Source organism: Aromatoleum petrolei (genome assembly GCF_017894385.1).
Taxonomy (GTDB): domain Bacteria; phylum Pseudomonadota; class Gammaproteobacteria; order Burkholderiales; family Rhodocyclaceae; genus Aromatoleum; species Aromatoleum petrolei.
In genome coordinates, this window is sequence record NZ_CP059560.1 from 5092124 (window position 1) to 5115041 (window position 22918).

A 22918-nucleotide genomic window follows, 5' to 3' on the forward strand; every position below is an offset into this window, starting at 1 on the left:
TTTTCGTAGCCCGAGACCGTTGCCATGGCTCACCAGAAAATCCTCATCCTCGATTTCGGTTCCCAGGTCACCCAGCTCATCGCCCGTCGCGTGCGCGAGCAGCAGGTGTATTGCGAACTCCATCCCTTCGACGTTTCCGATGATTTCGTGCGCGAATTCGCACCGGCCGGCGTCATTCTCTCGGGCGGACCGAACTCGGTGTATGAGGCACTGGAATGGAAGGCGCCGCAAGCCGTGTTCGAACTCGGCGTGCCCGTGCTGGGGATCTGTTACGGCATGCAGACCATGGCGCAGCAGCTCGGCGGCAAGGTCGAGAGCTCCGGCAAGCGTGAATTCGGCTACGCCGAGATCCGCGCACGCGGTCATTCCGAGCTGTTCCGTGGCATTCAGGATTGTACCAACGACGAAGGGCACGGGCTCCTGGACGTGTGGATGAGCCACGGCGACAAGGTCACCGAACTGCCGCCGGGCTTCAAGGTGATCGCCAGCACCGAGTCCTGCCCGGTCGCGGCGATGGCCGACGAGACGCGCAAGTTCTACGCAGTGCAGTTCCACCCCGAAGTCACGCACACGCTCAAGGGCAAGGAAATGATCGCCCGCTTCGTGCACGAGATCTGCGGCTGCGGTCACGACTGGAACATGCCGGACTACGTCAACGAGGCGATCGAAAAGGTGCGCGCCCAGGTGGGCAACGAGGAGGTCATCCTCGGCCTGTCGGGCGGCGTCGATTCGTCCGTTGTCGCCGCGCTGCTGCATCGCGCGATCGGAGACCAACTGACCTGCGTGTTCGTGGACAACGGCCTCCTGCGCCTGAACGAGGCCGAGCAGGTGATGCAAACCTTCGCCCGCAACCTCGGGGTGAAGGTCATCCACGTCGATGCCACCGAGCAGTTCATGGGGCACCTCAAGGGGGTGTCCGATCCGGAGGCCAAGCGCAAGATCATCGGTCGCGAGTTCGTTGAGGTCTTCCAGACCGAGGCGAAGAAGCTGCCCAATGCGAAGTGGCTGGCACAGGGCACGATCTATCCCGACGTGATCGAGTCTGCCGGTTCCAAGACCGGCAAGGCGCACACGATCAAGAGCCACCACAACGTCGGCGGGCTGCCGGAGACCCTCAAGCTGAAGCTGCTCGAGCCGCTGCGCGAACTGTTCAAGGACGAAGTGCGCGAACTCGGCATCGCCTTGGGCCTGCCGCACGACATGGTGTATCGCCATCCCTTCCCCGGACCGGGTCTCGGCGTGCGCATCCTGGGCGAGGTGAAGAAGGAATTCGCCGACCTGCTGCGTCGCGCAGACGCGATCTTCATCGACGAATTGCGTGCAGCCGACTGGTACGACAAGACCAGCCAGGCGTTCGCCGTCTTCCTGCCGGTAAAGAGCGTCGGCGTAATGGGCGACGGCCGCACCTACGAGTACGTGGTCGCCCTGCGCGCGGTGGAAACGCAGGACTTCATGACGGCGCATTGGGCCGAGCTCCCGCACAGCCTGCTCGGCAAGGTCTCGAATCGCATCATCAATGAGGTCCGCGGCATCAACCGGGTGGTTTACGACATCTCCGGCAAGCCGCCCGCAACGATCGAGTGGGAGTGATATGCGTTCGCCGGCAGGTGCTGTCGGCGGACAGGAGCAGTACAAGAACCCCGGCTCCGGCCGAGGTTCCCGTTTTCAGGGTCAGGATTGCGTGGCTGCGAGTTTGGCGCCGAAGCCGATAAGCAGGATTCCGCAGATGCCATCAAGCACGCTGCCGACGCGGGGGCGGGCAAGAAGGTCGCGTGCCCGATCGACCATCACGACCAACAAGCCCTGCCAGATCATCGCGATGGTGAAATGCATCGCCGCCATCGCGAGCGACTGGACCATGGCCGAATGCGCAGGATCGATGAACTGCGGCAGGAAAGCCATGTAGAAGATGATGGGCTTGGGGTTGAGCACATTCGACAGCAGGCCCTCGCGCAGCGACAACGCGGCCGGGACGCGTTGGCTGCGCTGCTCCGGAATCGTGAGCCCGCGTGCGCTCCGCGCGGAGCGCAGACTCTGGATCCCCAGCCAGATGAGGTAGCCGGCTCCAGCGAACTTCATCGCGGAAAAAAGCGTCGCCGAGCCGAGCAGGATCACGGACAGGCCCAATGCCGACACCGTCGCATGAGCGAACAGGCCGGTGCAGATTCCGAGGCTGGTGAGCATTCCGTCGCGCAGTCCGCCGCGAGCGGCGTTGCGGATCACCAGCAGCGAGTCGAGACCGGGAGACATCGTCAGCACGGTGATCGCGACGAGGAAGGGGACCCACTGGAAGTGATCGAACATGGTCGGTGCGATGTGTGCGAGGTCTATCGATCCATCCCGGCTCACGCCACCTGACGCGATAGCACGCCGATCGTCGGCGCCCACTCGTCGCCGGGTTTCTTCTTTCGGGTGACCAGCGTGAGCTGCGCGGGGGCGAAGACGTTCGCGTTGTGGGTGACGGGGGTCGTGATCAGGTATTGGGCGCGCGTGGCGCGCAGGAAGGTGCCGACGCGGTCGATGTTGGCCACGTCGAGGTGGGCGAAGGGCTCGTCGATGAAGACGAATCCGCCGGGGCGGGCGTCGTCCATCAGCAGCGCGATGAGCAGGATCAGCGATTTCATCACCTGCTGACCGCCCGACGCTTCGCCGTCATTGAGGCCGACGGCACCCTTGCGGTCGAAGTCGAAGCGCACTTCGAGGCCGGCCTGAGCGAGAGAGAGATCGTCCGTGCCGAGCACGGGCATCGGGCAGTCGACGCTGACGTTCGCGAGGTCCCCCAACGCCTTGAGGTTCTTGCAGTACTGGCGGACGGTCGCGCGCAGTTTGGCGATGTAGGCGTTGCGCGCTTCCTCGGTGAGACGCTTGGCGGTGGCGCAGTAACCCTGGCGGTCCTGGTAGTCGCGTTCGCGTTGGTGGACGTCGGCCTTGAGGCGTTCGGACAAAGTGAGGGCGGTCGGGTCGGTGACCCAGTCCCCTTCACTGAGGCGGGCGCGCAGACGGTCGCGTTCGCGGCGAGCCGCGGCGGCGTTCTCGTAGCGCTCGGCGAGCAGCGCGAGATCGGCCGGATTGCGCCAATGCGCGGGCATGCCGCGGCGGATGCGGCGCAGACGCTGGATACGTTCGGCCTGCGTGCGGCGGCGCGGGGCGGAGTCGTGCTCGAGTTCGGCGAGCCGCGTTTCAAGCGCGCGCAACTCGCGGTTGCGGCGGTCGATCTCGATGTCGATGCCTGAAAGTTTGCCGGCGAGCTGATCGAGCGCGCCCTTGGCCTCCGCCCGCTCGCCTATGGCGGCTGTAAGTGCCGCGCGGGCGGCGGGGAGGGCAGCCTCGGCCTCGGCGTAGGCTTGCGCCTTGGCGGCGAGGAGCTGCGCCGACTGCAGGCCGAGCAGGCGTTGGCGCAGGGAGGTGAGGCGCTCGGCGGCCTCCGCGGCCTTCGGCCGCAACGCCTGCAGTTGCTTGTCGAGGACGAGGACGTCCGCTTCGAGCTGTTCGATGCGCGACTGGCGGGCGAGTTCGCCGAAGTGGAATTCGTTGGGGCGGCCGAGGTGGCGCGCGCCACGGCGTTCGCGATGGTAGCCGTCGCGGGTGATCCACTCGACTTCGCGTGGGAGGTCCCGCGCAGCCTCGACGCTGTCGACGCGGCGGATGCGGTTCAGGAGGTCGGCGAGCCAGCGGGGGATGGGCGCCGAAAAGCGCACCACCTCAGCGAGGCTGCGCAGCGCGGCGGGGGGCGCTTCCTCGCGTTCGGGGACGACGAAATGGCGAAAACGCTCCCGCTCGCCGAGAGCCCAGGCCGTGTGCCGGTCAGATTCGCGTTCGAGCAGGATCACATGGCGGTAGGGGCGCAGCACCGCCTCGAGCGCGGCCTGCCAGGTGACGTCGGTGACTTCGATGACTTCGGCGAGGCCGCGATGTGCGATGCCGTTCTCGTCGAGCAGGGCGCGAAAGCGGGCGACCTCGGGGTCGCTCGGCGGTCCGGCCCGGTTCTTGGCGTTGCGCAGGGTCTGGGTCTTGTCCTCGAACTGCGCGATCAGTTCCCGCTCCCGCTTGCGCAGTTCGGCCAGTGCCGCCTCGGTGGCCTCGTGTTCGCGCTCCAGGGCGACGGCATCTTCACCGTGTTCGGCGGCGAGCTGCGCACGCAGGGCGTCGCGCTCGGCGAGTAGCTTCTCGCCGTCGCGGACCTGATCGTGCGCCACGAGGTGTACGGTCTCCGCTTCTTCAAGGATGGCGCGCAGGCGTTTTCGCTCGGCTTCGGCCATGACCTTCTCTGCCTGCACCTCATCGAGACGCTGTCGGGCAGCGCGGCGCTCGGCCTGGCGGGTAATGCGCTCATCGCCTTGCCGAGCGATTTCCATTCGCTCGGCGGCGACGTCGCGCGCGAGTTCGGCCGCTTCGAGGCGCGGGATCACTTCGCCGTCGAGCGCCTGCGCCTCGTCGGTGAGTTGCTTCCACAGCAGGTAGTTGTCGGCTTCCAGACGGCGCCCTTCGGCCTGGGCGCGCAGGCGGTCGAGATCGAGGCCGAGGTCGTCGAGTTCGCGTTCGGCGCTTTTCTGCTCCTCGCGCGCCGCCTGGTAGTTGTCGAGAACCTCCTTGTCGCCGAACACGTCGAAGACCAGCTCCAGCAAGGCCTTGGGCGAGTATTCGCAGAGCTTGTCGGTATCGCCCTGCTCCAAGGCCAAGACCTTGGCGATGGCCGGGGTCAGACCACCCCAGGCAAGGCGGTTCTGGTAGTCGCGCAGGCCGACCCAGTCCTCGTTGCGTTCCAAGTCCTCGATTGCGACGTCGCCGTCGACGATCGTGTAGTCGCGCGTCCATTCGCCGCCGCCGCGCCGGATGCGGCAGGCGAGGGTGACTTCATCCTGAAGGCAGGGGAAGAAAGGGCGCCGCCCGGTGGAGCCCGGCTGGTTGGCGACGACGGCACGGATCCAGGCGAAACTCCGTTCCGCGCGGCGCACGTAGCGACGGAAGTCGCGTTTGCCTGAGCAGCGAAGGGCGAACAGGGTGCGCAGGGCGTCCAGGAGCGTGGTCTTGCCCGAGCCGTTGGGACCGACGATGGTGATGATCTGCGCGTCCAGCGGCAGCGTGAAGCGACGCCAGTAATCCCAGTGGACGAGTTCGAGCTGTTTGATATGGAACATCAGGCTTCTTCCTCGTCGTACGGCTCGTCGGGCAGGACATCGGCCTGTTCGAAGGCGTTGTGGTCCGCCAGGGCGTGACCTGCGCTGGCGAGGACCTCGGCGAGGGTCCCGTGGATGATGCGGTCGGCCAACACTCGGTAGTCGAGGGCCACGTCGAGCAGCGGCCCTTCATTGATGATGCCATTGCGGCGCTCGATGAACCCCAGGCGCGCGAGCTTGCCAAGCATGAAGTTCTTGACCTTTGTGCGCCCCCCGAGCCGCGGGCCGAAGTCCGCGATCAGCGAGGCCTCCGACAGCGCCGCCGAGACGCTTTCGCCGTGCGCCATCGGCTTGTCGGCACCGAACATGTCGCCTTGACCGTCGTCGGCAAGCTCGCGACGCGTGACCTGTCGTTCGCGCTTGGGCAGGATGATCAGCGACCAGATCACCACAAGGAGAGCGATTTCGTCGCGCGTGAGTCCAACGTTGCTTGCCGCATACTCGCGGCGCGCGCCGAATACCGGTTCCATCATGTCAGGAGCGAGCGCGACGGCGACATGGCTGGCGTAAGGATTGTCCTGCAGTTGCAGTCCGATCGCGGCAAGACGGTGGTCGAGTTCGACGCGGAAGGATTCGTCCACCAGCGCGCGCCGCACGAGGCGGTCGCTGCGAGGCAGCCAGCGATTGGCGACGAGCCGCGCCGTGAGGGTCTTGAGTTCGTGTTCCATCAGGCGTCCTGCAGGGGTGTTTCGACGGCAGCGGGCGCGACGGTGCCGCAGGGCGTGATCGTGCCATCGGAGATCGCGGCGATTTCGTCCTCGTCGACGCGCACGAGGCGGTCGCCGAACTGAACGTCCACAGGCAGGCGCATGAAATCGCCGATCGGGCCGTCGGCCGGACCCGCAGATTCGCCGTCCGCGAGGAGCGCGAGGAGCGATAGCCGGTAGGCCGCGGGCGCGAACCCGCCGCCGGCGACGATATGCTGCAGCGGCGCGCTGTCCGACAGCCTGGCGATGCGTCGCGTGAGGTGCTCGAGCAGGGCGAGGTCGTCGTGCTCTGGCGCGGTGCGGACGTCAGCAGCATCCGGGGGCGGCAGAGCCAGTTCGGTCTCATCGGTGCGGACCTCATCGGACAGGACAGCCTCGGCGCGGTCCAGCAGTTCATGGCCCCCCGCGAGGAGCGTCGTCTCGGGCACTGCCGCAACGGCATCCTCGGCAAAACGGGCGAGCATGCCGGCATCGAGCCGGCGCAGCCAGGCGGCAACGTCGGACGAGGAAATGCCCGACGCGCCGAGGGTCACGCGCTGCGATTCGATCTTGTTCAGGGCGCGCTGAAAGCCTGCGTCGACACGGGCCAGCCGGGATTGCGCGAGGCCGATCCGCTGGGCGATGCGGGCGATTTCGAACGGCACCTCGGGGTCGGCGAGGAGGCCGTTGAGAATCTCCGTACCGCGCGCTAGCCAGCGCTCGTTGGCCGAGAGGCGGCGTCGCGCCCCAAGGATGTTGAATTCGGATCCTGAGGCGATCGCTTCCTCGAAGTGCCAGGTGAGGTCGTTGAGCTTGGACAGAAGGTGACCCAGCGCCTCCGGCGTGATGCTGCCGACCGCCTGAAGCCCGGCGAGCTGCGCGGTGAGGAAGCCGAGTTCCGCGTCCTCCTCGGTCGAGAAACGAAGCACCATCGTGATCGCCGCGACCGCGTTGCGGCCGAGGTCTGAAACGCGGTACAGGCCGTCTTCGCCGAACTCGAGCAGCGCGTTGTCGCGCAGGCGCTTGAGGACGGTTTCGAGTTTGACGTCGTCCAAGTAGGTGAAACGCGCGCGCAGGGCCTCCGGCGACCAGCGCGGCGAATCGGATTCCTGGCCGATCTCGCGCAGCACCAAGAGGCGCAGCATGACCTCGGTCTCGGAGCCGCGAAACAGCGTGATGAAGGCACCCACGAGCGGCGCGGCCGAGGCGAGCATGCCCAATTCGGGCACGTCGTCCGCGGTGACGCCCGGGGCGAGAGAGTCGGTGAAGTCGAGCGTCATGCAGCGCGTTGCGAAACTGCGTCAGACACCCTGCTTGAGGCTCGCCGCGATGAAGTCATCCAGGTCGCCGTCGAGCACGGCCTGGGTGTTACCGACTTCGTAGTTCGTACGCAGATCCTTGATGCGCGACTGGTCGAGCACGTAGGAGCGGATCTGGTGCCCCCATCCGATGTCGCTCTTGGAGTCTTCGAGCTTCTGCTGCTCGGTCTGGCGCTTGCGCAGTTCCAGCTCGTACAGGCGGGCCTTCAGCATGGACATCGCTTCGGCCTTGTTTTTGTGCTGCGAGCGGTCGTTCTGGCACTGCACAACGACGCCCGTCGGTTCGTGCGTGATGCGCACCGCGGAGTCCGTCTTGTTGATGTGCTGGCCGCCGGCGCCGGAAGCGCGATAGGTGTCGATGCGCAGGTCGGCCGGATTGATGTCGATCTCGATCGAATCATCGACTTCCGGATACACGAACACCGACGAGAAGCTGGTGTGGCGACGCGCATTGGAGTCGAACGGGCTCTTGCGCACGAGGCGGTGGATGCCGGTTTCGGTACGCAGGAAGCCGTAGGCGTACTCACCGCTGACTTTGATCGTGGCGCCCTTGATGCCGGCGACTTCGCCCTCGGACTCTTCCATCAGTTCCACAGCGAAGCCCTTGCGCTCGCAGTAGCGCAGGTACATTCGCTCGAGCATTCCGGCCCAGTCCTGGGCCTCGGTGCCACCCGCACCCGCCTGGATTTCGATGAAGCACGAGTTCGGGTCCATCGGATTCGAGAACATCCGGCGGAATTCGAGTGCGTGCACCTTCGCCTCGAGAGGGGCGAGGTCGGCTTCAACCGCCGTCAACGTATCCTCGTCGTCCTCGGCCTGAGCGAGTTCGAACAGGTCTTTGAGGTCGATTGACGACTGTTCGATGTCGCGCAGATTGACGACGACATCCTCCAACTGACGCTTTTCCTTGCCGAGGTCCTGAGCTTTCTCGGCATTGTTCCACACGGCCGGATCTTCCAGCGCGCGGGTTACTTCTTCGAGCTTCGACGCCTTTTCGTCGTAGTCAAAGATACCTCCGAAGTTCGCGACCGCGGGCCTGCAGGTCGTCGAGTTTCTGGGAGATAGCGTTGATGCGTTCGGCTTCCATGGCGGGGCTCCGGGCGATTCTGGGAAACCCGTGAGTATACCCCGATCGGATCACTCCGCGCGCTTGGCTACGTATTGGAAGACGTTCGCGCGGGCCGGAAATGCAGACGGCGACCCGCAGGTCGCCGTCCAGTGCCCCGGACGCTGCCGGGATCAGAACTTGTAGCCGACGCCGACCATGTACACCCACGGATCGATCTCGACACTAACCTTGACCTTGCCGAGCGCGGGGTGCCGCGCCGTGGCATGGCTGTCGATGCCGATACGCCAAACTGCCGCATTCAGCACGATCTTGTCGGTCAGCATGTAGTCGATACCGGCCTGCAGGGCGAGCCCCCAGGAGTCCTCGCGATCGAGATGAGAAAACCCTTGAGCCTTGCGGGCATCCGTCAGATCTTCATTGAAGAAGGTCGTGTAATTGATGCCGGCACCCACGTATGGCTGCCACTTCGAGCTGGAATCCATGGGGAAATACTGCAGCGTGACCGTCGGCGGCAGTTGCTCGATGGTAGCGAGCTTGCCGTTGAGGCCTGCGGGCAGTCCCTTGACGCTGACGCTGTGCTTGAAGGGAGTGGCGGCGAGCAGTTCGACGCCGACGTGGTCGGTCAGCATATAGCCGAACGTCAGGCCGAGTTGCGTGTTGTCGCTGACGGTGGCATTCGAACCGGCGATCTTGCCTGTGGCACTCGATGAGACATCGGAGCCCCCCATTTCCGGGTTTACCGTCGCCGCACCTGCGCGGACAACGAAGTCGCCAGCCTTGTAGGCGTGCGCAAACGGACTTGCTGCGCCCAGGGCGAGCATGGATGCGATGACGAGCGATTTTTTCATGAGCTACTCCTCTTGCATGGCGCGAATGAACTATGGGGCATAGTACCCACTTTTCAGTCGTGGCTATGTGCGCCGCACAAATATTTGGCAGAGGTTTGACGAATATCAAAATAAAACCACGCTCGCCACAGTGTTATCGGCCGCATAGCGCGTCAATCGAGGCCTGCTGGCCATTCCAGCGCTTCGCAAACCCATATGGCAATCGCTGCCGATTGAAGGCGTCGTTAAGCCAAAAATCTTTAGTGGGTAACCGCACCCATATTTTCCGCGTCGCCGTATAGAAATTGCGCATGCGCGCACCGTTTGAATACCGACCCGCGAACGCGGCGATGCGGCCGAGGTAAGATGACGATTCCTCCAGCAGGACCTTCAAGAAGATACACATGTCCATCGAAGTCATACGTGCCGATTATCATAACTCCGAGCATGCCGTCGCCATAGTCAGGCTACTCGACGCCTATGCGCGCGACCCGATGGGTGGAGGGGAAGCATTGCCGACAGCGGTCAAGGATAGGGTCGTGGGGGCGCTTGCTCGCCAACCACATGCGTTCAGCCTGATCGCCTTCGCGGAAGGCGTCGCAATGGGGTTGGCGAATTGCTTTGAGACTCTCTCGACCTTCGCCGCGAGACCGCTCATCAACATCCACGATTTCGTCATTCTCGCGGAATACCGCGGACGTGGCGCGAGTCAGCTTCTGTTGGAGGCGGTGGAAACCGTTGCCAAGGAGCGCGGATGCTGCAAGATCACCCTGGAGGTGCTCAGCGGCAACGATGCTGCGCGGGCGGCGTACGTGAAATTCGGGTTCAGCGATTACGCGCTCGACGCAAGCGCCGGCACCGCGCTGTTCTGGCAGAAACCGCTCGACAATCCGCCGCCCGGCGTCACCTGAGCAGGGGTTGCGCCCGGCGACCCGACACTCAAAGGAACTTCGGCGCCATCCGCGAGATATGCCGGAGGGACGGCAGCGCGAAAGCCAGACCGACGACGATGCCGGCAATCACGTCGAGCACGACGTGCTGGCGGGTGGCTATCGTCGACCACAGGATTGCCAAGCAGAGCAGGGCATTTCCCCAGCGCAACAATGCCGGCGCACCCACGGAGCGCGCGATTCGCTCGAGCCATAGCGCGCTGAATACCGACGATGCAACGTGCAGCGACGGACAGGCGTTGCCGGCTGTGTCCACATTCTTGATCATCGCGAGTTGCGGGTATTCAGACCAATCGATGCCGGCAGACGGCACCGCGGTCGGAAGCACCCAGTAAATGCCGAGGCAGAACGCGCACAGGAGGGAGATCCACACGCCGAACCAGAGCAGCGGGCGCAGGCTGCCAATGAAGGCAGGGGGAAGCGACACGTACACCCACAGGCTTGCGTAGATCGGGAATGCGGCCGCGGAAAAGGGGATCCAGGCGTCTGCGGCAACGCGCGGCATCATGGTCGGAGCGGTTAGGGGATCACGCAGGACCGTGAAGTACCCCATGAAGAACAAAACCATGAAAATCATGGTTCCCGCCGCCTTGAGGGGCCAGAGCGTCGCGAAACGGGTCGCCAACTGGCGGAACCAGGTGGAGCGGGGCGCAGCATCCAGCGGCGTGGCGGAGAGTGTCGTCATGGCCGGCGGATAGTACCAAACATCCGCGAACGCACTTGAAACGACCGAGCCACCTATGGTGAAACATTTGATTTCATATAAAATTCGCGCCCTATGAATTCAATTGCACTTATTCGCGAATTTCTCGACGAACGCTTGGGTGTGGCATCCGAGAAGGTCGTTCCGGATGCGCTATTGGTGGACCTCGGGGTCGACTCGCTGATGATGCTCGAACTGATGTTCGCGTTCGAAGACCGCTTCGGAATCAAGGTCCCGAGCGATCTCGAGAACCCGAGAAGCGTCGGCGACATGGTGGCGGCCATGGACGGCCTGATCGCCGCCGCCGGCGCGCACTGAACCATGGTCCGGCGTCGGGTTGCGATCACGGGCCTCGGATTGGTCAGCCCGTTCGGTGGCGATCTCGCGGATTTCTTCAGCCGCCTGTGCGCCGGAGAAACGGCGATCCGGTATCTGCTCACCGACGATCAGCCGCGCCCGCTGTCGATTCCCTTTGTCGCATGTCCGGCGTTCGATGCCGATGCTGTGCTCGGCAAGCCGCTGGCCGCGATGATGGACCGCTTCGCACAACTCGGCATGGCGGCAGCCTTCGACGCGTGGGACTCCGCCGGCCTCCCGCGCAGCGCCGGTGAAGAATCGCGCGACGACTGGGGCGTATCCTGGGGCACTGCACTCGGCGGCACCCTTGCCTATGAAAAGGGCTATCGCGAACTGTGGCAGCGGGGCCGCGAACGCCTGTCACCGCTCTCGGTGCTGCTCGGCATGAACAACGCCGCCAATGCCCACATCTCGATCCAGCTCGGATTGGGGGGCGCGAGCACGAGCCACACCGTCGCCTGCGCGTCGTCGGCCGTCGCCATTGGCGAAGCCTTCCGGCGCGTGCGCTCGGGCGAAGCGACGGTCATGGTGACCGGCGGCTCCGACGTGCCGCAAGCCTACGGCGTCGCGCGTGCGTGGGAAGCCCTGCGCGTGATGGCCCCCGGCAACGCGGAAACCTCGCCCACCGCCTGCCGCCCCTTCGCCAGCGATCGCCGCGGCCTGGTTCTCGGCGAAGGCGGGGCGGCACTGGTCCTGGAGGACTGGGATCACGCGCTTGATCGCGGCGCAAGCATACACGGGGAGATCGTCGGCTACGGAGCAAGCTGCGACCACAGCCACCTCGTGCGCCCCGAAGCTGCCGGCCAGGTCCGCGCCATGCAGGCGGCGCTTGCCGACGCGGGACTGGCCGCCGACGACGTCGGCTACGTCAATGCCCATGGCACCGCAACCGCGGAAGGCGATCCGGTCGAAATCGCTGCACTCAAGTCAGTGTTCGGCGAACGGGCGAAAACGCTGCCAGTGAGCGCGACCAAATCGATGCACGGTCACCTGCTCGGCGCTGCGGGCGCCATCGAGGCGATCGCCTCCGTACTCGCGCTGCGCGACGATACATTGCCGCCCACCATCAACCTTGACGGCAATCTCGACCCCGCCTGCACCGGCGTCGAACACCTGACCGGCGCCTGCCACGGAGCCGCAGTGCGAGCGGCACTCTCGAATTCATTCGCCTTCGGCGGCAGCAACGCCGTCCTCGTTTTCCGCGCTGTCCGCCAATAAGACGGGAAGAGCCGCCGTCACGCGGAAACGCCGATGAGCCTGCCGATCTCAAATCTGCCGCTGCTGCTGACCGGCACCGCCGGCCTGCTATGGCTGTCGCGCAAGCCGCTGCGCAATCCCGGCAGCCACGGCTTCTACCGCTTCTTCGCGTGGGAGACGATCCTCGCGCTGACGCTACTCAATCGCGAGCCGGCAGGTGATCAACTGCTTTCCGAAGCCCTGCTGCAACTGAGCCTGCTCCCGCTGGTCTTCGGCTTCATCGCCCTGCGCCGCGAGGGCAAGCGCGACACCACCCGTCGCGACGACGGCTCGCTCTACAGCTGGGAAAAGACCTCCGAGCTCGTCACGCGCGGCATCTTCGGCCTCATTCGCCACCCGATGTACAGCGCGCTGCTCGCGCTGAACTGGGGCATGTTCTTCCGCGCCCCCGGTTGGCCCGCCTTCGCGCTCGCCCTTTTCGGAAGCGCCTGCGTGCTGCTGACCGCGCTGGCCGATGAAAAGGAATGCGTCGCCTATTTCGGCCAGGCCTACATCGACTACATGCAGGGCACGCGCCGCTTCATTCCGTGGCTGTTCTGATCGGCAGGAACCGTGCGGATGAGGGGGCCCTTGTCGCGGCGCTCAAAGCGCCTGCGCCGGCATCGGTGCACCGGCCTCGATCGCCGGATAGTCCCCGTACCCATCCGGCCACGGGGTGAGGATCTCGAATCCCTCTGCGGTGACGGCGACCATGTGTTCCCACTGTGCCGACAGCGAATGATCCTTGGTCACCACGGTCCAGCCGTCACCCAGTTCGCGGGTTTCGGGGCGCCCCGCGTTGATCATCGGTTCGATCGTGAACACCATGCCGGGCTCCAGCGTCAGGCCGGCTCCGGGCCGGCCATAGTGGAGGACTTGTGGCTCGTCGTGGTACACGTCGCCGATGCCGTGGCCGCAATATTCACGAACGACGGTAAAGCCTTCGCGCTGGGCGACGCTCTGGATGGCGTGGCCGATATCACCGAGCGTTGCACCGGGACGGACGGCAAGGATGCCCGCGCGCATGGCTTCATAGGTGGTGCGCACGAGTCGCCGGGCGAGGACGCCGGGTTTTCCGACGAAGTACATGCGGCTGCTGTCGCCGTACCAGCCGTCCTTGACCACGGCCACGTCGATGTTGAGGATGTCTCCGCTGGTCAGTCGTTTTGCGGACGGGATGCCGTGGCACACGACGTGGTTCGCCGAAGCGCAGATCGTCTTCGGATAGCCGTGATAGCCGATATTCGCCGGAATGGCTCGCTGAACGTTCACGATGTAGTCGTGGCAGATGCGGTCGAGTTCGTCGGTGGTCACGCCCGGCCGCACGTGCTCTCCGATCATGCGGAGGACGTCGGCGGCCAATGCGCCGGCTCGACGTGCCAATTCGATCTCCGCCTGCGAGCGAATCGGGATCTGCTGCTTCTTTGCCATCAGGCTGCCCTGCCAAGGTTCGTCAGCGGGGAGGGCGCTCCGTGTGCCTCTTCTTCCTGAATCAGCAGCTGGCAGATTTCTCGGTAGCTCAGCGTGGGGTTGAGCTCCGCAAGCATCCCGACGCGCAGCCAATGCTCGGCCTGGCTGTTAATGGAGCGACTGAGCGCGCCGCTGGTCCGGCGCAGGGCCTCATGCATCTGTTCCGAGATCTTGACGATTCCCACCGGGCTATCCTATCTACGTTGTGTATATGGTCCGTATATTACCATCAGCAGTCTGATCCGTTCCTCAGTTACCGGAATCTGGGATCGCGAGTCGGTGGGCAGCCCTCCCACATCGTGTGTGTGCTCGCATTCGAGAACGTCCTGCAGGCCGGCTGGGTCCCTCCGATCTGGCTGCTCATCATGGCCTCGTGCCGGCCCAGCGCCCGCGTGATCAGCTCCGGCTTGGGTTAGCCTCGCGCCAGGCGCCCGCTTTCGGCAGTGGCTCGTCGTACGGAAATGATTCAGAGTGCTGGATGATATTATCGAGTCCGCCGCGAAATTGATTGCCCGACATGACACGGCGTGCAGTCTCCGTTGCACTTCCCCGAAACCTCCTCGACACCCCCTACGGCCCGTCAGCCGAGGCGATACGAATGAAGATCGCGTACCGTTGGATCGCAGCTGTGATCGCGATCATCTTCGTTGTCGACTTGCAACTTCACTTGCTTGCGCGCGAAAGCCTGGATCAGCTCGGGATACAGGCAGCGGCGACACTCAAGGTCTCGAGCAATGTCGTGCTGCGTCGGGCCGAGCAGCTCTTCGACACCTACGACCGCACGCTCTCCGGCCTCAGCGAAGTCGTCGGGATAAGAGCCGGCCTCACCAAGCTCGAAATCCACCGTCTTCTAGTGCGACGTCATGCGATCACCCCCGACGTGCATTGGCTTCTGGTAACGCGCGCAGACGGTCAGCTTGCGGCGACGTCTTTGTCGTTTCCGGCGCCAGACTTGAACATCTCACATCGCGAGTACTACACGGCGCAGACCGACTCCTGGGATGCCGGCCTGTATATCGGACCGCCACTGGTCGATATGAGACGCGCCCGACGGTTCGTGCCGACCAGCCGCCGCATCACGAACGATGGCGGCCTCTTCCTGGGCGTCGCCGTTGCCGCGGTCGATCAGGCCGGTCTGGCGAACATCCTGAGCGCCCAGGCCCTCCCGGAAGGTTACGTGCTGCGTCTGTTCCTCCGCGGTGGCGCGGCGCTTGCCTGCCTGCCCGACAGCGAGGATTGTTACACGCGCGACTGGTCGAAGACGCCGCTGTTCAGCGGCTTGCTCGACCGCGCGGCCGAGGGTGATTTCCGCGGCGGAGCACTATTCGGGGACGAATCGGCGCTTGGCGCGTACGCCAGTTCGGCGAAATACCCGCTCGTCGTCACGGCCACGGTCAGCGAGAGCCAGGTTCTCGCCCCGTGGCGGCAGATCGCTCGACGGTATGTAGCGATAGGCATAAGCAGCAATCTCGCGCTAATCCTCATCGCCGTTTTTGCGTACCGCCAGTTTCAGCGGCGTCGCAAGGCCGTCGATGCGCTCGCGGAAGCCAACATCCACCTGGAGGAACGGGTGGCAGCACGCACGAACGAACTGCGTCTGAGCGAGGCACGTGCGCGGCTCTTCATGAATACCGCGACCGACGCCGTGGTGGTGTGCGACCAGGAAAAAAAGATCGTCGAGTTCAATATGGCCGCAGAGCAGATGTTCGGCTATTCGGCGGGGGAGGCGCTTGGCCGCAGCCTCGGCTTCCTGCTTCCAGAGCCGGAAGCGATCGAAGACCTTCCGGTCAACCGTGCGACGGTCGCGGATGAATCCCCGATCCTGCAAACGCGGGAGCTCAAGGCTCAATCGAAGGACGGCCGCGAGTTTTTCATCGAAGCCACCGTCGGCTGCACTGAAAACGCAGGTCCGGCGCTCTTCGTTTGCGTCATCCGCGACATCTCGGACCGCAAGGCCACTGAAGAAGAAATGCGGCGCCTGGCGACGACGGACGCCTTGACCGGCGTCCTAAACCGCGGCGCCTGGACCAGGCGGACCGAGGAGCTGATCGCCAATGCCAGACGATACGGGCGTCCGCTGACCCTGATGTCCCTCGACGCGGACAAGTTCAAGCACATCAACGACACCTATGGGCACCCCACGGGAGACCTTGTCCTCAAGGCGCTCGCGAAGGTGTTGAACGTGCGGGCGGGAGATATCGTCGGCCGCCTCGGCGGCGAGGAATTCGGCATCACGCTGCCCGAAACGGACGCCGAAGGTGCGCAGGAATTCGCCAGGCGCCTGCTGGGCCAGATCCGGCAGTGCCGCGTAAGCGACGGCGAACATACGCTGTCCTTCACCGTGAGCATCGGTTTGACGTCTTTCGACTGCGCCGGCGATGACAGTCTCGAAGCGGCACTGAAGCGGGCTGACCGGGCGCTCTATGTTGCGAAGGAGCGGGGACGGGATCAATTCGTCCGGCTGGACGGGGATTGCGTTTGAGCAGCTGGACGCGAAATTAACGTTTCTATGCGAATGAATTGTCGTGAAAACTCAGCAGCTTAAATCCGACGTGGGGTCGTATTAGATCCCATCAATGGGACGCAATTTACTTCGTCAAGAAATTCTGGAACCAATTATCCAAGCCGAGTGCTGCGGTTTTGGCGGGGACACAATTTCCAGAGGATGTTGCCAGAACCTGTCTCAGAACTGAATGTCTCACAAACGTCCAACCCGAGGTGTAAGGTCCCCAAATCCGCCGGCAGATCCAGAAAATACCTCGAGCAGGCGTGGACTAAGCATTTAGGAGGCAGCTATCAAGCCGCCTAGGAGAGCTCAAATGGGCGAGACCGGGCATAAGCATTCGAGCGGCCGGCTTGGCACTAGACTGCGTCACAAGCTAGCCGAAGCGTATTCGATAGCCAACGATAATCAGAGCAAACTCTGGTACGTCTTCAGTCCCCGAAGTGACCGCGATTGGGTCTTGAAAGGGAATTTGCAATGGGGTCACTTTCTTTGGGTCGAGTCCGACGCAACAGTTAAGACGGTCGAATATGGGGGCGTGGAGCATTCTGTTTCGGTCGGTGAGCAAATGCTGCTGACACGGTTTGATGCCGTCCTCACATTTAAAGACGGGCGGATCGAGTACCGCGAAATCTTAGAATCTACCTCACTCGATGGGCTCTCAAGCGCAAGTCAGCTTAAGTGGGAGGAAAAAGTCGCTGCCGCGGTAAAAGTCGGTGTGCTCTACCGACGCTGCACCGATCGCGACATCTTCGCCTGTCCGCAAAAAATCATGAATTGGCAGCGTGTAATTGCTTGGCTTTCTGCTTTACGCGGCAACACTCTCGTCTCCGAAAATATCGCGGTATCCGCCCTAATTCATGCGAATGGCGGCGCAACACTCGGCGACATACGCGCTCTCGGAAGCGCAGCAGAGCAGCCTGCCCTTGTAGCGGCAGCATTCCGAGGAGTCCTAAGTGGGGTATTTCGGGCCGACCTTGAGAGAGCGCCAGTGACGGACGACACCTTCATTGAGTCAGGAGACGAGCATGAAGGCCCACGGTAATCATTATACCTTTAAAACCTTACCACAAGAGTACCGTGATATCACTCGGTGGCGCTGCGTAGATGAAGACGCGTTGCAGGAGGAAGAGTTGCACCGTTTCGCAGCACTTCGGGAGGCCATTACTGCCTATGTGCGGACAGGGAAACTGTCTGGGCCAAGCAAGGCCTCGGGGGTCTCGGAAGAAGAGATTATCAGGCAATTAAACCGATGCGTCACCCTAGACCTCGAGGGTCAGTTGGTTGGATGGCCCGCGCTTTTGAAATTTTTGCGAATTGGCCGGTACTCCCGCGCTACTCCCCCACCTGTCGGTCCGGTCGGAACAGCGGCCGGTTTTGCAGGTGCCTTTTCGAAATTCCTTGGCGATCACCCGCAGATTCGCGAGCAGCTTGATGACCTAATCAAGAAAAGATCTCGGAAAGGAAAGATTCATGAAGTCCACAAATCCATCCGGCAGTTGGCACGCGATTTTGCTGATTTGTGTCGGGCGGCAGGTGTACGTGAGGATGAATACCCTTTGAACACAAAGTCCACCGCACGAAAATCGATCGAGCGCTATGTCAACGACTTGGTTCAATGCGGCTCGCGGTCAGCGATAGCAGCCCGATACGGCCAGACTGCTGCAGATCGACTGTCCGTCGGCACGGGAATCAGCGCCTTTCCCTTAGCGCTTGCACCTTACGACGTTGGGGGAATCGACGCGCACGAGGAGCATTGTATCGGATGCATAATCGTAAACGGGGTTGCTGGCCCACAGTTGGTACCCGTTGAGCGGATCTGGATTGTTTGCTTCTTGGATGAGATTAGTCGCGCGATTCTCGGGTATAGCGTGGGGATACGAACAGAAATTTCCTCCGCAGTGGCTGAGCAAAGTTTAATCTTCAACCAGACTCCTTGGCAGCCACGACCACTTAGTATTCCAGGTTTTAAATATGCGGAAGGAGCCGGCTTCCCCTCAGGGGTAATCCCGGAGCTACTCGGATGCTTTCCGGCGGTTATCAAATTCGATAATGCCGCAGCCCATCACTCTATCCGCATTTCAGAGAACGCGCGAAAGCGCATTGGCGCCGCGTTAACTTATGGCAAGGTGGCCGACTGGGCTCACAACCATGCCCTTGAACGCGTCTTCAAGACTCTTGAAACGTATGGGTTCCAGCGTCTGCCATCGACCACTGGGTCAAATACCCAAGATCCGGTTCGTCCAAAGAACCCGGTACGTGAGGCGATTCGGAATGGGATTACGTTGGAAGGCCTGTTGGATCTGACGGATGTCGTACTGGCGAACTACAACGCCACACCGAGCGTCGGTTTGGGGGGGCAGTCACCTCTGCAGGTGCTGCGAAACCACCTTTTCCTCGTTAAACCGACCTTCCTTCCGCGACGGTTGCCGCCGCCGAGTGGCCATCGGCCCGAACTCGGCGTTGTAGTGGAGACCCGATTCGTTCGCGGAAACACGAAGGAAGGCCGTCGGCCCTACGTCCAAATTGACCGTGTTCGATATACGGGACCTGTCCTCGCGCGTTCCTTTGGATTCATCGGGTCGCAGCTTCGTATACATATTCACGAGGCGAACATGCAGCAGGTGCAGGCCTACCTACCGTCCGGGATTGAGCTTGAGACACTTTCGGCGAACGGTGGATGGGGACGCACACCTCATAGTCGGGAAATGCGTGCGCAGATTAATGCCCTGTGCGACGCCGGCGAACTCTGGGTGGGTTTTGGGGATGATCCCGTCGAAAAGCTTCTAGAGTATTACGCGAACAAAGCCTATAAGGAGGCACTCGAACGGCCAACTTCTGTTTCTAGGACAGGAACGAAACTCGCCAATGCCGCCTATGTCTCCGGCCTCCCAATCCCGACACAAACTCCGGGCAGTGAAGATGGCCAAGGGAATGCCACAGTGAGTCCCGGTCGTCCGGTTCCGGCGTCCGTTAAGCGCCCGATCTGGAAATCCGTGACCTAAAAGAGGGCTGTCGTGACCGAAACCAGTTCGCCAGACATCGGCGTCTTGAGCAACGCAAAGAAAATTCTTGAATCAACGTTCTTGATTCCAGGTTTCGAGCGTGAGCGTGCCTTTGAGTCGCATCCTATCGTACTAGATACTGCGACAATTCCGACCCCTGGAATCAAGGCCGCCTACGACATCGTTGAGGAAGGCGTCGTTCACCGCGATTCTGGAATCAGTTTCACTGCGGAATTTCGTTTCGGAAAGACCTTTGCTATCCGAGCTTTGAAAACTCAGTTGAAACAGAACTTCGCTGCGGTGATCTTTACGGTGGGAGCCAAAGACCACGACCGCAATACCGAGTTGAGCTTTTACACAGATCTATTGCAAGACTGTGGGCACGGTGCAGCAAATCTTGGTCGAACGGCGTTAGAAAGACGATGGCGACTGTTCGGTATGTGGGTTGCTGCAGTGCAAGAGACAGGTCAGGACCGTATCGTACTCTTCGTGGACGAGGGCCAAAACTGGCATGAGCCGCAATTGACCTTCCTACGTGACCTGTCGAACGACCTGCAGCGCGCCCCTTATGGCATAAGACTTATTACGGTCATCTTCGCTCAACCTGTGTTGCGGGCGACGCGTGAAGCGCTTATGGGGGCACATCGAATGGATCTCATCGGACGCTTTATGTTGACAATTAATAGTTTCAGAGGAATTGCGTCAGTTTCGGACACTATCGAATTAATGAAGGCACTTGACGATCCGCGAATTTCCGAATACCCCGCTAACAGTGGCATAAGTTACAGCCAGTTCTTCCGACCCCAGGCGTACGCTAACGGCTGGCGTATGAGAGATGAAGCCGGTGCCTGCTGGGCGGAATTCGAGGCAGTTGCGAGTCGAAAGCGCCGGGGAAAGCTTGAGGTTGGCATGTTGTGGATGAACGGCGCAATTCGAAGCTTTCTCTATTCCTATTGGAAGCAAGAGCACGGCACCGCTGAGTTCGACGGTGACGTGTGGTCGCAGGCTGTTGCGGCCTCGAGATATGAGACGTCCATTGTGTGATCGACGAGAATGGCAGCGGTCGCCGGTGACTCGGCGTATACCGCAGCGTCGGAACGAACCGGATCGGGACATCCATCCGTGGTGATGCAAAACGATAGCGGAGTGCTTCAGAATGGCCTCGTGTGGCGTGCTGACTGGGCGTTGCCATTCGAGGGACCATTGACGCTCTTATGGAAACTGGCCGATGCGAACTGCCTGTACGCTTCGCAGCTTTGCAGACTCCTATGGCGGAAGCCGCTTCTCCCTGGCGGATCAGCCCAAGTACATGGCCGAACCCTTCTTGTACCTGCGTGGATGAACGGAGCGCCGAGTCAATTGGGCCTGATGGTGCGTCAATCCGGCCTCGACCGGATTTCAAGTCGCTGGGCAACCTCACTCGCTTCCGATCGCTATTTTCGTTTCTGCCGCTCGTGCCTTTCGGAAGGCTACCAGTCCATTTTCTGTCAGATCGACGGCCTACAAGCGTGTCCAATACACCATGAGCCACTGCACGCGGCTTGTCCGCATTGTGGCGAACCGACGCCTCGTTATGCTGTGACCAGGCTCAGCATGGCTGCGCCGTTCCGCTGTCCGCTTTGTGGGGCCTACTATGGAAGACAACCGTATTCCGTTATCGTCCGCCACTATTTGCCATTGGCGGCCTCCTCCTTTGAGCCCTACGCGCGGATAATGAAGTGGTTATCAGCGATCGACATGCTGCAGCTTACATGGCCGCGTCTCGAAGATTGGCAGGTCGGCTGCCAAGGTGAAATGGACGACGTGGCAAGGCGTCGAGGGGTCTTTCTCGTATTCACCCGCTTGCGCCCCCTGGTCTGCGCCGAATCCAATGCGCTCCCTCACTTGCACATTGCCGAGCGTTTCGATCACGTACCGCCTCGCAGCGAATCTGATGATCACGCACTCATGCCGGCGGTGAGCGGTGATGAGACGCTGCGCCGCATAATGCTCTATCGCGCACTACGGCGGCACTTCAAAAGGGCGCTACAACGACGCCATCGGCGATGCTTTGCGTTCGCCGCTCGGTGCGTACATATTGAGTGGGGCATATGGCAGGAGATGTTTGCGCCCCCAGAGATCTGTCCAGAGGTCTTTGGTTTTTTGCTTTGGCGCCATCATTTCGAGGAGATGTTCGGGTATCGACCCGCTGGTAAGCAGTCGCTTTGTCTGCGGAAAGAGATCCTCGGTTGGCCCCGCGACGAAGGAGTGACGACAGCCGCTTGGGGGGCCTTCGCGTTAATCTCGTTGGCGGCCTTTCGGCGGGTCGCGTTTGCATGGTGCGAGCAAGTATCGGAAATCGCAGGTCTTAATGGGACGGCGAGAAAGGTGCGTTGGCGGGAGATTTTCGGTGCGTTTCGGACGGCCCTCAGCCCTCATTTTTGGACGTGCCCACCTTCAGTAACGGCCCTTCACCTGTTGGACGAAGAGCGGTTGGAGGGGGTTTGCTTGGTTGTCGACGGACATGTCGGCCATGAGCACGACGTATTGACGGATCAGCATCCACACGGCAGGCCATCCCTGAGCGACGCAATGAGCAGCGAGTTGAGGAGTGAGATCGCCGCGCTCGATTAATTTTGCATTCCAGTTGAACTTGGGTTGATCACGTCCAAATATTGATTGCTCGGCGACGATTTCCTCATCGAGATGGGTGCCGACACCCAAGGGACTCGCTCGGTCACGCAGTCGTTAACGGCGCTTCGCGGGGGCCCCGTGCGCGACTTGCGACAAAGATGCGGTATCGTGCGCGCTGGTGCGGAGGAGAGCAGTGAATCCCTTGCGGACCACCTGCGTTTTGCGCGCGGGTGATTTTGACAGGTGAGGGGCGCGTATCCATACGAGCCTGTCAGTAGCGCAATAATGTCAAGCTGCCGCGCCGCCACTGCGCAGCCGCCCAGTGGTCGATAATGGTGCGCTGAAGGGGGGCCTGTGGAGCGGAGGACGAGAGATGCAGGGCATTAGGTTTTTCGGCACGGCGGCCGGGTGCGACACCTCGGCCGGGGCCGTGCCGATTGTTGTGATGACGCGCGAAGGATCCCAGGTGACGCCCCCGCGGCCGATCCGGCCGGGTTGGCGCGACGTGCGTGAGCGGGCGCGGGAATTGGAGGCCGATCCGACACGGCGGCGCGCTTTAAGCGAGGCCAGAAAGCGCTTGGCCCCCGTGCTGTCGGAGCCCGGGAGTTTGACTTTCCTGCGACTCGCGCAGGGGCTGTCGAGGCGCAACCTGGCCGTGTTGAGCGCGATTCCCGAAGCGGTTCTGGCGCGCCTCGAAGCCGGGACGGAGGATCCGCGGCTGTCGCTGTGCCTCAGGCTCGCAAAGACGCTCGACCGATCACTGGAGGAGATTGCGGTGGCCATGGCAGGGTGCGGCGCAAAGGAGCGGGCGAGCGGCGCGGACGCAACTGCCGCGAGCCCCGGTCTAGCACTCAGGGAGAGGCCGTGAGCGCCACGCCGAAGGTTTCAGTTTCAGACTTGCCACTGGAGGAGATCATTCGACTGGCGAGGGTCGCCACGCAACGGGCTGCCCGTCATGCGGTCGCAGCAGGACGGGTGGTGGCCGGCTGGCGGGATGGTCACC

General features: G+C 62.4%; 21 protein-coding genes. 10 read left to right on the forward strand and 11 right to left on the reverse strand.

Translation table 11 applies throughout. The features are described from left to right. The first annotated feature begins 24 nt into the window (after positions 1–24). Positions 25–1590 (forward strand): glutamine-hydrolyzing GMP synthase, encoded by a 1566-nt coding sequence (guaA, locus tag ToN1_RS23315; RefSeq protein ID WP_169205528.1) that lies wholly within the window; start codon positions 25–27, stop codon positions 1588–1590. Between the two features lie 81 nt (positions 1591–1671). Here the strand turns inward: guaA and ToN1_RS23320 are convergent, their stop codons facing one another. The 6 genes from ToN1_RS23320 to ToN1_RS23345 all read right to left on the reverse strand — a co-directional run bounded on the left by ToN1_RS23320 (position 1672) and on the right by ToN1_RS23345 (position 9099). Then, positions 1672–2304: a LysE family translocator gene (locus ToN1_RS23320; RefSeq protein ID WP_169205565.1), complete on the reverse strand. Its 633-nt coding sequence runs from the start codon at positions 2302–2304 to the stop codon at positions 1672–1674. 41 nt (positions 2305–2345) lie between these two features. Then, positions 2346–5138 (reverse strand): AAA family ATPase, encoded by a 2793-nt coding sequence (locus ToN1_RS23325; RefSeq protein ID WP_169205529.1) that lies wholly within the window; start codon positions 5136–5138, stop codon positions 2346–2348. Continuing rightward, positions 5138–5845, reverse strand: coding sequence for a hypothetical protein (locus ToN1_RS23330; protein ID WP_169205530.1), 708 nt, complete (start codon positions 5843–5845; stop codon positions 5138–5140). The genes ToN1_RS23325 and ToN1_RS23330 overlap by 1 nt, the downstream gene beginning before the upstream one ends. Then, positions 5845–7143, reverse strand: a complete 1299-nt coding sequence (locus ToN1_RS23335; RefSeq protein ID WP_169205531.1) for a hypothetical protein — start codon at positions 7141–7143, stop codon at positions 5845–5847. The genes ToN1_RS23330 and ToN1_RS23335 overlap by 1 nt, the downstream gene beginning before the upstream one ends. A gap of 21 nt (positions 7144–7164) precedes the next feature. Next, positions 7165–8269, reverse strand: a protein-coding gene (gene prfB, locus ToN1_RS23340; RefSeq protein WP_169205532.1) for a peptide chain release factor 2 whose coding sequence is annotated in 2 segments (ribosomal slippage) — positions 7165–8187 and positions 8189–8269 — 1104 coding nt in all. Because the reading frame shifts where the segments join, the coding sequence is not laid out codon by codon here. 152 nt (positions 8270–8421) lie between these two features. Next, on the reverse strand, positions 8422–9099 hold the full coding sequence (locus ToN1_RS23345) for an OmpW/AlkL family protein (RefSeq protein WP_169205533.1): 678 nt from the start codon (positions 9097–9099) through the stop codon (positions 8422–8424). Positions 9100–9482: 383 nt separating this feature from the next. On the opposite strand from ToN1_RS23345, the gene ToN1_RS23350 reads away from it, so the two are divergent. Next, positions 9483–9989 (forward strand): GNAT family N-acetyltransferase, encoded by a 507-nt coding sequence (locus ToN1_RS23350; RefSeq protein ID WP_169205534.1) that lies wholly within the window; start codon positions 9483–9485, stop codon positions 9987–9989. 28 nt (positions 9990–10017) lie between these two features. On the opposite strand, the gene ToN1_RS23355 is transcribed toward ToN1_RS23350, so the two are convergent. Further along, the gene (locus ToN1_RS23355) at positions 10018–10713 is read right to left on the reverse strand and encodes a phosphatase PAP2 family protein (protein ID WP_244860869.1); all 696 of its coding nucleotides are present in this window, start codon (positions 10711–10713) and stop codon (positions 10018–10020) included. A gap of 93 nt (positions 10714–10806) precedes the next feature. Here ToN1_RS23355 and ToN1_RS23360 point away from each other — a divergent pair, with 93 nt between their 5' ends. The 3 genes from ToN1_RS23360 to ToN1_RS23370 are packed head-to-tail and all read left to right on the forward strand — an operon-like array spanning position 10807 to position 12885. Further along, positions 10807–11049 carry an acyl carrier protein gene (locus ToN1_RS23360; protein WP_169205535.1) on the forward strand — a complete coding sequence of 81 codons (243 nt, stop codon included), beginning with the start codon at positions 10807–10809 and terminating at the stop codon, positions 11047–11049. Between the two features lie 3 nt (positions 11050–11052). Further along, a complete protein-coding gene (locus tag ToN1_RS23365; protein WP_169205536.1) occupies positions 11053–12306 on the forward strand; it encodes a beta-ketoacyl-[acyl-carrier-protein] synthase family protein in 1254 nt (417 codons plus the stop codon). Between the two features lie 33 nt (positions 12307–12339). Further along, positions 12340–12885 carry a methyltransferase family protein gene (locus ToN1_RS23370; protein WP_169205537.1) on the forward strand — a complete coding sequence of 182 codons (546 nt, stop codon included), beginning with the start codon at positions 12340–12342 and terminating at the stop codon, positions 12883–12885. Between the two features lie 42 nt (positions 12886–12927). Here the strand turns inward: ToN1_RS23370 and map are convergent, their stop codons facing one another. Both map and ToN1_RS23380 read right to left on the reverse strand, forming a co-directional pair. Beyond that, entirely contained in the window at positions 12928–13755 is an 828-nt protein-coding gene (map, locus tag ToN1_RS23375) for a type I methionyl aminopeptidase (protein WP_169205538.1), read from the reverse strand. Next, positions 13755–13979 (reverse strand): ParD-like family protein, encoded by a 225-nt coding sequence (locus ToN1_RS23380; protein WP_169205539.1) that lies wholly within the window; start codon positions 13977–13979, stop codon positions 13755–13757. Before ToN1_RS23380 ends, map begins: the two co-directional genes overlap by 1 nt. A 413-nt stretch (positions 13980–14392) precedes the next feature. Here ToN1_RS23380 and ToN1_RS23385 point away from each other — a divergent pair, with 413 nt between their 5' ends. From ToN1_RS23385 to ToN1_RS23400, 4 genes are all read left to right on the forward strand, one after another. Continuing rightward, the gene (locus ToN1_RS23385; RefSeq protein ID WP_169205540.1) at positions 14393–16276 is read left to right on the forward strand and encodes a diguanylate cyclase; all 1884 of its coding nucleotides are present in this window, start codon (positions 14393–14395) and stop codon (positions 16274–16276) included. A gap of 337 nt (positions 16277–16613) precedes the next feature. Continuing rightward, on the forward strand, positions 16614–17342 hold the full coding sequence (locus tag ToN1_RS23390) for a hypothetical protein (protein ID WP_169205541.1): 729 nt from the start codon (positions 16614–16616) through the stop codon (positions 17340–17342). Further along, on the forward strand, positions 17326–19302 hold the full coding sequence (locus ToN1_RS23395; protein ID WP_169205542.1) for a hypothetical protein: 1977 nt from the start codon (positions 17326–17328) through the stop codon (positions 19300–19302). The genes ToN1_RS23390 and ToN1_RS23395 overlap by 17 nt, the downstream gene beginning before the upstream one ends. A gap of 12 nt (positions 19303–19314) precedes the next feature. Continuing rightward, positions 19315–20346: an ATP-binding protein gene (locus ToN1_RS23400; protein WP_169205543.1), complete on the forward strand. Its 1032-nt coding sequence runs from the start codon at positions 19315–19317 to the stop codon at positions 20344–20346. A 681-nt stretch (positions 20347–21027) separates the two neighbouring features. On the opposite strand, the gene ToN1_RS23405 is transcribed toward ToN1_RS23400, so the two are convergent. Together ToN1_RS23405 and ToN1_RS23410 are read right to left on the reverse strand one after the other, a co-directional pair. Beyond that, complete coding sequence (locus tag ToN1_RS23405; protein ID WP_169205544.1) at positions 21028–21213, reverse strand: hypothetical protein; 186 nt, start codon at positions 21211–21213, stop codon at positions 21028–21030. Between the two features lie 525 nt (positions 21214–21738). Then, complete coding sequence (locus ToN1_RS23410; protein ID WP_169205545.1) at positions 21739–22005, reverse strand: hypothetical protein; 267 nt, start codon at positions 22003–22005, stop codon at positions 21739–21741. A gap of 283 nt (positions 22006–22288) precedes the next feature. On the opposite strand from ToN1_RS23410, the gene ToN1_RS23415 reads away from it, so the two are divergent. Next, complete coding sequence (locus tag ToN1_RS23415; protein WP_169205546.1) at positions 22289–22783, forward strand: helix-turn-helix transcriptional regulator; 495 nt, start codon at positions 22289–22291, stop codon at positions 22781–22783. Positions 22784–22918: the final 135 nt, after the last annotated feature.